This window comes from Cohnella hongkongensis (assembly GCF_042654645.1).
GTDB classification, from domain to species: Bacteria; Bacillota; Bacilli; order Paenibacillales; family Paenibacillaceae; genus Cohnella; species Cohnella hongkongensis.
Genome location: NZ_JBHSEP010000017.1, coordinates 129,198 through 137,965, shown reverse-complemented (window position 1 = coordinate 137,965; position 8,768 = coordinate 129,198). Strand labels below are relative to the sequence as shown.

Below are 8,768 nucleotides of genomic sequence, written 5' to 3'. Positions count from 1 at the left end.
CTCACCCGTCCGCCGCTAAGCCTCAGAGGTGCAAGCACCTCTTCGGCTCCGCTCGACTTGCATGTATTAGGCACGCCGCCAGCGTTCGTCCTGAGCCAGGATCAAACTCTCCATGAAAGGAGCTTTCACGTCAGGCCTTCCGAAAGGAGGTCCCAAGCGCTATGTCTCCCGGTATCACAGAGCCATTTGAGGCTCATTTCTTGCTGGTTACCGTCTTTCGACGATGTCTTGTTTCTTACGCTCAATGTTCAGTTTTCAAAGAACAATCGGTGTTTTCATTTTGCAGTGCCGCTCGAAGCGACTTAAATAATATAGCACAGATGGCCAGACCATTGCAACCCCATTTATACCTGGAACTTCTTGTCAAGAGCTTGAAGCGAGCGGCACCCGCTTCGAGCCCCTGACAAGCCTGAGCATTCCGCAGAAGCCGGCTGTCACGCCGAAGCTGAAAACCGGCCTCTGCGGCCTCTCGTCGATCAGTCTTCGGATCGCTCCCTCATATGCGGGAACAGCAGAACGTCGCGGATCGACGGCGAGTCGGTCAGCAGCATGACCAGACGATCTACGCCGATGCCGAGTCCGCCCGTCGGCGGCATGCCGTGCTCCAGCGCGCGGATGAAGTCGTCGTCCATCTCGTGCGCCTCGTCGTTGCCGGCTTCCTTCTCCTCCAGCTGAGCCTCGAACCGCTCGCGCTGATCGATCGGATCGTTCAGCTCCGTGAACGCATTGGCATGCTCGCGGGCGACGATGAACAGCTCGAACCGGTCCGTAAAACGGGGATCGGCTTCGTTCTTCTTCGCCAGGGGGGAGATCGCCACCGGATGACCGGTAACGAAGGTCGGCTGGATCAACGTGTGCTCACAGAACGTCTCGAAGAACGCATTAACGATATGGCCGAACGTCATATGCTTCTCGACCGGAACCTTATGCTCCTTGGCCAGCGCATGGGCTTCCTCGTCCGTCATCTGCGCGGTGAAGTCGACGCCGACCGTCTCGCGGATCAGCTCGGTCATCGATACGCGCCGCCAGGACGGAGTCAAGTCGACCTCCTGGCCCTGGTACGCAATCTTCGTGGTGCCCAGAACGTCCTGAGCGATATGCGCGATCAGAGACTCCGTCAGACGCATGATGTCCTCATAGTCGGCATACGCCTCGTACAGCTCGATCATCGTGAACTCCGGATTATGGCGGGTCGAGATGCCCTCGTTCCGATAGACGCGGCCGATCTCGTATACCTTCTCCAGACCGCCGACGATGAGCCGCTTGAGGTGCAGTTCGATCGCAATGCGCATATAGAGCTGCATATCCAATGCGTTGTGGTGCGTAATGAAGGGACGCGCGGCCGCTCCTCCCGCTATCGAATGCAGAGTCGGGGTCTCGACTTCCAGATAACCCCGATCGTCCAAGTAGCGGCGCATCGATTGAATAATGCGCGAGCGCGTAATGAACGTTTTCTGGACGTCCGGATTGACGATCAGGTCCACATAGCGCTGACGATAGCGGGTTTCCACGTCCTTCAGCCCATGGAACTTGTCCGGCAGAGGAAGAAGCGATTTGGTCAGCACCTCCAGATCGTCCACCTTGATCGAGGTTTCTCCCGTCTTCGTTTTGAAGACGACGCCCTTCACGCCGATGATGTCGCCGATGTCGAGCAGATCGAACGCTTTGTACTTCTGCTCGGGAACGGTGTCCTGACGGACGTAGATCTGGATTCTCCCGCTCAGGTCCTGGATATGCGCGAATGCCGCCTTCCCCATCGATCGCTTCGTCATAATCCGGCCGGCGACGTTTACTTCGACCGCCTTGTCGTCCAGCTCTTCCTTGGACTGCTCCGAGTACTGTGCCAGGAGGTCTCCGGCATGGTGCGTGCGGTCGAACTTAACCCCGAACGGGTCGACGTCCAGCGCTCTCAGCTCGTCCAGTTTTCCCCGCCGAATCTGCAGCAGCTCGCCCAGCTCGGCCGTATCCGTCTGACGTCCCTGTTCCGTATGTTCCATAGCTTCGTGCTCCTTCGTTCGTATCTGATTTATTCGGCTCGGCGCAGCGCGACTCAGGCGAAAGGCCCGCTAACAGGCAAAAAAGCTTCCTTAGGAAGCTTTTTTCTATCCCAGTCAATCGGCTTCTCCGTCCCAGGGACGGCGACTAACGTCTGAATTGCGGATGGCCGCATTTGGCTACATTTTGATGTCGACGATTTTGTATTGAATGATTCCCGCAGGAACGCTCACTTCAACGACGGTGCCTTTCTTTTTGCCGATGATCGCTTTGCCTACCGGACTTTCGTTGGAGATTTTGTTGTTCAGCGGGTCGGACTCGGCGGTTCCGACGATCGTATACTCCATCGTGTCGCCGTATTCCAAATCTTCCACGACAACCGTCGAACCGATGCTCACCGTCTCCAGATCGATTTCCTCGCTGTTGATGATTCTCGCGTTGCGAAGCATCTTCTCCAGCGTAATGATCCGTCCTTCGATGAACGCCTGCTCGTTCTTCGCGTCCTCGTATTCCGAGTTCTCGCTAATGTCGCCGTAGCCGATGGCTACTTTGATTCGCTCCGCGACTTCGCGGCGTTTAACGGATTTAAGGTTTTCAAGTTCGTCTTCAAGTCTCTTGAGCCCGTCCTGGGTCAGAAGCACTTCCTTGTCGCTCATCTCACCGATCTCCTGTCATGGAAAAGATTTTCGAGGTTGCTAACCAATATATGGTCGGTCGTCGCCGACATGACATCTTTATCCGATGTTAGCCGTACGATTTTCCTGATGCTTGGGCGAATATTGGTACGATTATATTGCAACCCCTTGAAAATGTCAATTCACGGGAGAGACGGCGTGAAACCGCTTCATTCTAGTGTACGAGCATTTCGCCGCTTTCAGAAGCTCCGGCAGCGTCGCGGGCCAGAATTTCGTCGACTCTGTTCACATAATCGCCCAAAACGGCTTCCACTTCCGCCCGGGTTTGCAGCTCCATCACCGCGTTCTTCGCGGCAGCGGAGTCCGGCAGCCCCTTCAAATACCAGGCAAGATGCTTCCGCATCTCCCGAACGGCGACCCGCTCTCCCCGGAGCTCGGACAGACGGTCCATGTGCAGCATCGCTATCCGGATTTTTTCCCTTGGCGAAGGATCCGGCAGAAGCTCGCCCGTCGTCAGGAAATGGACCGTACGGTACAGCATCCATGGATTGCCCAGCGCTCCCCGGCCGATCATGACGCCGTCGCAGTTCGTATGATCGAGCAGACGCTTCGCATCCTCGGGGGTAAAGACGTCGCCGTTGCCGATGACCGGAATGCTGACCGCCTGCTTCACGTCGCGCAGAATGTCCCAATTGGCCTTGCCCGTGTACAGCTGCTCTCTCGTTCTTCCGTGGACGCTGACGGCGGCGCCGCCTGCCCGTTCCACCGCCTGGGCGTTCTCCACTGCGTAGATGTGCTCGTCGTCCCAACCGATGCGCATCTTGACGGTGACGGGCTTCTTGGCCGCATCCGCGGCATAGGACACCATCTCGTAGATTTTTTTCGGATCGAGCAGCCACCTGGCCCCCGCGTCGCATTTCGTCACCTTCGGCACCGGGCAGCCCATGTTAATGTCGATAATGTCGGCGTTCGTATTCTGGTCGACGAACTTCACCGCTTCGACAAGAGACTCCTTATCCCCTCCGAAAATTTGCAGACTGAGCGGCTTCTCCCGCTCGTCCACGAACAGCATCTCCAGCGTCCGCTGGTTGCCGTGCAAGATCGCCTTGTCGCTGACCATCTCCGCGCAGACGAGTCCGCAGCCGAATTCCTTCGCGATCAGACGGAACGCCGGATTGCACACGCCCGCCATTGGAGCCAGCACGACATTGTTATTCATTTTGACGTTGCCGATCATTAGCATCTTTATTGCTCCTTTCCTATTCCGAGTCCCCCCGCGCCGCGAAGCGCGCGATGCCCTCCTCCCGCAGAGACATCGCCGACAGCTGCTTCTCCCACGGAAAAGGGACCTCCTTCGGCCATATGTCCTTAAGCGGAACCAATACGAACGCCCGCTCTCCCATACGGGGATGCGGGAGCGTCAATTCCGGCGTATCCATCTCCACCTTGCCGTACGCAAGCAGATCCAGATCGATGTTGCGCGGCCCCCATCGAATGTCCCTCACGCGCCCCATGTCCCGCTCGATCGCCAGCAGCCGGCGAAGCAGGTCGACAGGGCCGAGCGACGTAAGCAGCCCGATCGTCATATTCAAAAATGAAGGCTGGTCCGTATAGCCCACCGGAGCGGTCTCGTACACGGGCGAGAGACGCAGAAGCTCCAGATGCGGCTCCGCCCGCAGCCTTCGTATCGCTTCCTTCAGCGAGGCTTCCCGGTCTCCCAGGTTGGCGCCGAGCGCCACGTATGCGTCTTGCAATCGATTCAGTCCTCTGCAGGGACGATGCTCCCGTCCGGTCCTCTCCGTCTGGACAGTTCTACGGTCACTCCGTCGAAGGTAATATCGAACGGCGGATTCGGCTTCGTCACCGACACCGTCGCTGTATGGATATTAGTATACGTACCGAGTACGGCGGAAGCAATGTTTTCGGCCAACGTCTCGATCAGCTTGACCGGCGGACCTTCCACAATCCGCTTGACCAGGGCGTGGATCTCCGCATAGTTCACCGTATCCTCCACGTCGTCGCTTCGAGCGGCGCGGCCGAGATCCAGGCGCAGATCGAGGTCCACCTCATATTTCTGCCCGAGCTTGTTCTCCTCCGGGTATACGCCGTGATAGCCGAAAAATACCATGCGCTTCAGCCGCATTCTATCCATTCGGGACAGCCGCCTTTCTGTTCCGGTATGCGATCGCGTCCGCCATCGCGGCGGCGCGCTTCGACAACAGCACGTTGTGAACCCGCACGATCTGGCAGCCTTGGGCAATGCCCAGCGCCGTCGTCACTGCCGTGCCTTCGTCCGCCTCTTCCGCCGTCACGCCGAGCGCCCGCTGGATGAACCGTTTGCGGGAAGCTGCCAGCAGCACGGGGTAGCCTAATCCGGCGACCTCCTCCAGTCGGCCCATCATCTCCAGGTTTTCTTCATAGTCCTTGGCGAAGCCTATGCCCGGATCGAGCCAGATGTTCTCCTCCGCCACGCCGCCCTTGCGGGCGATCCGGACGCTCTCCCGCAGATCTTCCAAGGCGTCCGCCATGAAATCCGCATAATCTCGCTGAAGCCGATTGTGGGTCAGAATGACGGGACAGCCGAAATCCGCGGCGACTTGCGCCATCTTCGGATCTCGCTTGAAGCCCCACACGTCGTTGACGATGTGCGCGCCCTCTTCGAGCGCCCGCCGGGCCGTCTCCGCCTTGTACGTATCGACGCTGATCGGCAATTCGACCCGCTCCCTCACCGCGCGAATGACGGGAAGAATGCGGGCCAGCTCCTCCTCTGCGGAGATCGGTTCATGTCCCGGCCGGGTCGATTCCCCGCCGATGTCGATGATGTCCGCGCCTTCCGAAGCCATCTGCTCGGCCCTCGCTGCCGCCGCCTCCGCTCCGTTATAGAGGCCGCCGTCGGAGAAAGAGTCGGGAGTCGCATTCAGTATCCCCATAATCAAGGTTCTATGACCAAGCTCCAGCCTCGTTCCGTCCCGGAACGCATAGCTTCGGCGACCAAAGTTCGTATTCATTCGGTCTCGCTCCTTTCCGCAGCGTTCCGATACAGCCGCATCAGCCGGGAGGTAATCTCCCCCGCCCGCTCGTACGCTGGCCGTGCCGGACGCCCCTGGTCGTCCTCCAGTCTCGCGACGGGGACGATCTCCTGAATCGAGTTCGTGACGAACGCCTCGTCCGCCTCCTGCAGCGACTCCCAGCCGTAAAGCCCTTCTTCTACGGAAAGGCCTTCCGCAATCGCCATCCGGATGACGTACTCGCGGGTCACCCCTTCGAGCAGGCCGGTATCCGGGGACGGCGTGTACAGCTTGCCCGATCTTGCCCAGAAGACGTTGCTCACCATGCCCTCCGCGACATGTCCGGCTCCGTCGAGGAACAGCCCTTCCGTGTTCGGAGCCGCTCCGGTCAGGCGCAGCTCCCTCTTCGCTGCAATATTATTCATATAATGAAAAGATTTTAATCGAAAAGCGCCTTCGGGCGTGCTTCTCCGAAGCTGAAGCAGGCGCAGCGGCTTGCCCTGGCGCGTCTCAGGCTTATCCGGCGCAAGAGGCTTGGCGTAGACGATCTCGTTGGGCCGCTCGTAATCCGCCGACGGCAGCCCGATCTCGCCGACTCCGGCCGACACCGACCAACGAACATACCCGTCGCCGAGCCCGTTAGCCTCCAACAGCTCGGCGATTCTCCGCTTCATCCGGCCGACATCCGGCTCGTAGCGGATGCCCAGCTGCTCGCAGCCCCGGGACAGCCGATCGGCATGCCGCTCCAGCAGCCAAGGACGCCCCCCGTACGTGCGAAACGTCTCGAACAGGCCCATCCCGTACAAAAAACCGTGATCGAATGCGGAGATCACGGCTTCGCTCTGACGGGTCAATTGTCCGTTAAGCAGAATCTTCATGCTCGGGCTCCCGACTTCAGGTCGAGGAAATTACGCAATATTCTCAGCCCGTAATCGGTCATGATCGACTCCGGGTGGAACTGCACGCCTTCAATGGCGTACTCCTTGTGCCGCAGCCCCATAATCAGGCCGTCCTCGGTCTCCGCGCTGATCTCCAGACAGTCCGGGAGCGTATCGCGTTTTACGATCAGGGAATGGTAGCGAGTCGCCGTGAACGGAGAAGGGAGATCCGAGAAAACGGTTTTGCCGTCGTGCTTGATCTCGGAGGTCTTGCCGTGCATCAGCTGATCGGCCCGCACCACTTCACCGCCGAACGCTTGTCCGATCGATTGATGGCCAAGACAGACTCCGAAGATCGGAATCTCTCCTTTGAACCGCTCGAGCAGCGCCAGGCTGATGCCCGCCTCGTTAGGCGTGCAAGGTCCCGGAGAGATCAAAATATGATCGGGAGCCAGTCCGGCGATGCCGTCCAGATCGATCTCGTCGTTGCGGCGAACGACGATTTCCTCGCCGAGCTCTCCCAAGTATTGCACCAAGTTATACGTGAATGAATCATAGTTGTCGATCACCAGGATCATATCCGTTCAACCTCCCCTTCGCTGTACTGCACCGCTTTCCATAACGCCTTGGCCTTGTTCAGGGATTCGAAGAACTCCCGCTCCGGCACGGAATCGATGACGATGCCGGCCCCCGCCTGAATATGACAAACCCCGTCCTGTACGGCAATCGTACGAATAATTATATTAAATTCCATATTGCCGCTGTAGTCAATCCATCCGATCGACCCCGTATAAGGCCCTCGGCGGGTCGGCTCCAGCTCTTCAATAATTTCCATCGTGCGGATTTTCGGCGCTCCGGTAATCGTCCCTCCCGGGAACGTCGCCGCCAACACGTCAAGGGCGTCCTTCCCTTGCGCTAGCGTCGCTTCGACCTGGGAGACGAGATGCATGACATGAGAGTATCTCTCCACCGTCAGCAGCTCCGGAACCCGAACCGTTCCGTATTCCGCCACCCGCCCCAGATCGTTGCGCTCCAGATCGACGAGCATGACGTGCTCGGCCCGCTCCTTCTCGCTTCCGAGCAGCTCGTCCTCCAGCGCCCGGTCTTCCTCCGGCGTTCGGCCCCGGCGGCGCGTGCCGGCGATCGGTCTCGTGGACAGCCTGCGCCCGTCCAGCTTCACGAGCAGCTCCGGAGAGGCGCTGACCAGCGCGAAGGACGGCGTTCTCAGCATTCCCATATATGGCGACGGGTTGACGACGCGCAGCCACTCGTACAGCTCCTCGGGAGCAGCGGCCAGAGGACGGCTCTGCCGCAGCGCCAAATTCACCTGGAACACGTCGCCCTGCCCGATGTAGCGCTGCACCTGCCTTACCGCTTCCTCATACTGCGCCTTGCTCATCGACGTGATCAGCCCCGGCAGCCGTTCAATGTCGATCTGCAGCCGGTCGCGCTCCATCCGCTCCCGCATCCCGGCCTTACGCGCCTCACTGGACGCTTGGCCGCTCGACGACAGCCAGTCCATCCACTGCCGCTCCATCTCCTCCGCGCGTTCCCGGGCCGACCGATACAGCCTTTCCAGCTCCGCGCGCTCCGTGCCGGAATCGACGAGGGCATGAACGGAGACGAAGATTTCACCTTCCGCATGGTCGGCCACCCACAGCTCCTCGAACCGCTGGAACACGTAGTCCGGCAGTCCGAGGTCGTCCTCTGCGATAACGGGCAGCTTCTCCAGACTCCGCACGACGTCGTAGCTCCAATAGCCGATCGCTCCGCCAATGCAGTCTGGGACGCCCTCCGGACGGGGGCCGCGCCACGGTCGCAGCCACTCGCGCACGACGTCGAGCGGGCGGCCGTTCATCCGCCCGGTCTCCGCCCATTCGTCGCCCGCAGCGCCGCGGACGGGCGCCAATACGCTGGCCTCGCCGCCCTTGCCCGCGATCGCGGCGGTCGGGCGCAGCCCGACGATGGAGTAGCGGCCGTCCTTGCCGCTTTCCAGCACGCTCGCATATGCCGAAGCGTTCTCCCAGGCTCCGTCCCAAAAGCCCGGCAGCAGACCTGCCCCGGGCGCCAGCTTGATCTTCCGCACATAGGGCAGCAAGGTGTAGCCTTCGCCCGATTGATGCCACTGCTCCCACTGATCCAATGCAATCCATTCCACGCTGCGCACTCTTTCCGCCCCTTCAGCCAACCGCGGCCGTCTGTCTTTTTGTTTAGAAGAATACCATAAATGCCGCCTCTGCGCTTAAAAAACA

At 59.7% G+C, this 8,768-nt stretch carries 9 protein-coding genes and 1 rRNA gene; all 10 read right to left on the bottom strand.

What is annotated here, in order from left to right; genetic code table 11:
* Window positions 1–117 (bottom strand): 16S ribosomal RNA (locus ACFO3S_RS20405); the annotation flags it as partial.
* Window positions 118–476: 359 nt separating this feature from the next.
* Window positions 477–1,997, bottom strand: coding sequence for a lysine--tRNA ligase (gene lysS, locus ACFO3S_RS20400; protein WP_378099850.1), 1,521 nt, complete (start codon window positions 1,995–1,997; stop codon window positions 477–479).
* 177 nt (window positions 1,998–2,174) lie between these two features.
* Window positions 2,175–2,651: a transcription elongation factor GreA gene (gene greA / locus ACFO3S_RS20395; protein WP_378099848.1), complete on the bottom strand. Its 477-nt coding sequence runs from the start codon at window positions 2,649–2,651 to the stop codon at window positions 2,175–2,177.
* 193 nt (window positions 2,652–2,844) lie between these two features.
* Window positions 2,845–3,873, bottom strand: a complete 1,029-nt coding sequence (dusB, locus tag ACFO3S_RS20390) for a tRNA dihydrouridine synthase DusB (protein WP_378099846.1) — start codon at window positions 3,871–3,873, stop codon at window positions 2,845–2,847.
* Between the two features lie 16 nt (window positions 3,874–3,889).
* Entirely contained in the window at window positions 3,890–4,384 is a 495-nt protein-coding gene (folK, locus tag ACFO3S_RS20385) for a 2-amino-4-hydroxy-6-hydroxymethyldihydropteridine diphosphokinase (protein WP_378099844.1), read from the bottom strand.
* Window positions 4,385–4,389: 5 nt separating this feature from the next.
* Window positions 4,390–4,782 (bottom strand): dihydroneopterin aldolase, encoded by a 393-nt coding sequence (gene folB, locus ACFO3S_RS20380; RefSeq protein WP_378099842.1) that lies wholly within the window; start codon window positions 4,780–4,782, stop codon window positions 4,390–4,392.
* Window positions 4,775–5,638 (bottom strand): dihydropteroate synthase, encoded by an 864-nt coding sequence (gene folP / locus ACFO3S_RS20375; RefSeq protein ID WP_378099840.1) that lies wholly within the window; start codon window positions 5,636–5,638, stop codon window positions 4,775–4,777. Before folP ends, folB begins: the two co-directional genes overlap by 8 nt.
* Window positions 5,635–6,516: an aminodeoxychorismate lyase gene (gene pabC, locus ACFO3S_RS20370; RefSeq protein ID WP_378099839.1), complete on the bottom strand. Its 882-nt coding sequence runs from the start codon at window positions 6,514–6,516 to the stop codon at window positions 5,635–5,637. The genes folP and pabC overlap by 4 nt, the downstream gene beginning before the upstream one ends.
* Entirely contained in the window at window positions 6,513–7,094 is a 582-nt protein-coding gene (gene pabA / locus ACFO3S_RS20365; RefSeq protein ID WP_378099837.1) for an aminodeoxychorismate/anthranilate synthase component II, read from the bottom strand. Before pabA ends, pabC begins: the two co-directional genes overlap by 4 nt.
* A complete protein-coding gene (locus ACFO3S_RS20360) occupies window positions 7,091–8,674 on the bottom strand; it encodes an anthranilate synthase component I family protein (RefSeq protein WP_378099835.1) in 1,584 nt (527 codons plus the stop codon). The genes pabA and ACFO3S_RS20360 overlap by 4 nt, the downstream gene beginning before the upstream one ends.
* Window positions 8,675–8,768 lie beyond the last annotated feature (94 nt).

Coding starts and splice junctions, on each gene's coding strand:
- pabA (WP_378099837.1), bottom strand. CDS start 7,094: ATGATCCTGGTGATCGACAACTATGATTCATTCACGTATAACTTGGTG.
- folB (WP_378099842.1), bottom strand. CDS start 4,782: ATGGATAGAATGCGGCTGAAGCGCATGGTATTTTTCGGCTATCACGGC.
- dusB (WP_378099846.1), bottom strand. CDS start 3,873: ATGCTAATGATCGGCAACGTCAAAATGAATAACAATGTCGTGCTGGCT.
- folP (WP_378099840.1), bottom strand. CDS start 5,638: ATGAATACGAACTTTGGTCGCCGAAGCTATGCGTTCCGGGACGGAACG.
- lysS (WP_378099850.1), bottom strand. CDS start 1,997: ATGGAACATACGGAACAGGGACGTCAGACGGATACGGCCGAGCTGGGC.
- pabC (WP_378099839.1), bottom strand. CDS start 6,516: ATGAAGATTCTGCTTAACGGACAATTGACCCGTCAGAGCGAAGCCGTG.
- greA (WP_378099848.1), bottom strand. CDS start 2,651: ATGAGCGACAAGGAAGTGCTTCTGACCCAGGACGGGCTCAAGAGACTT.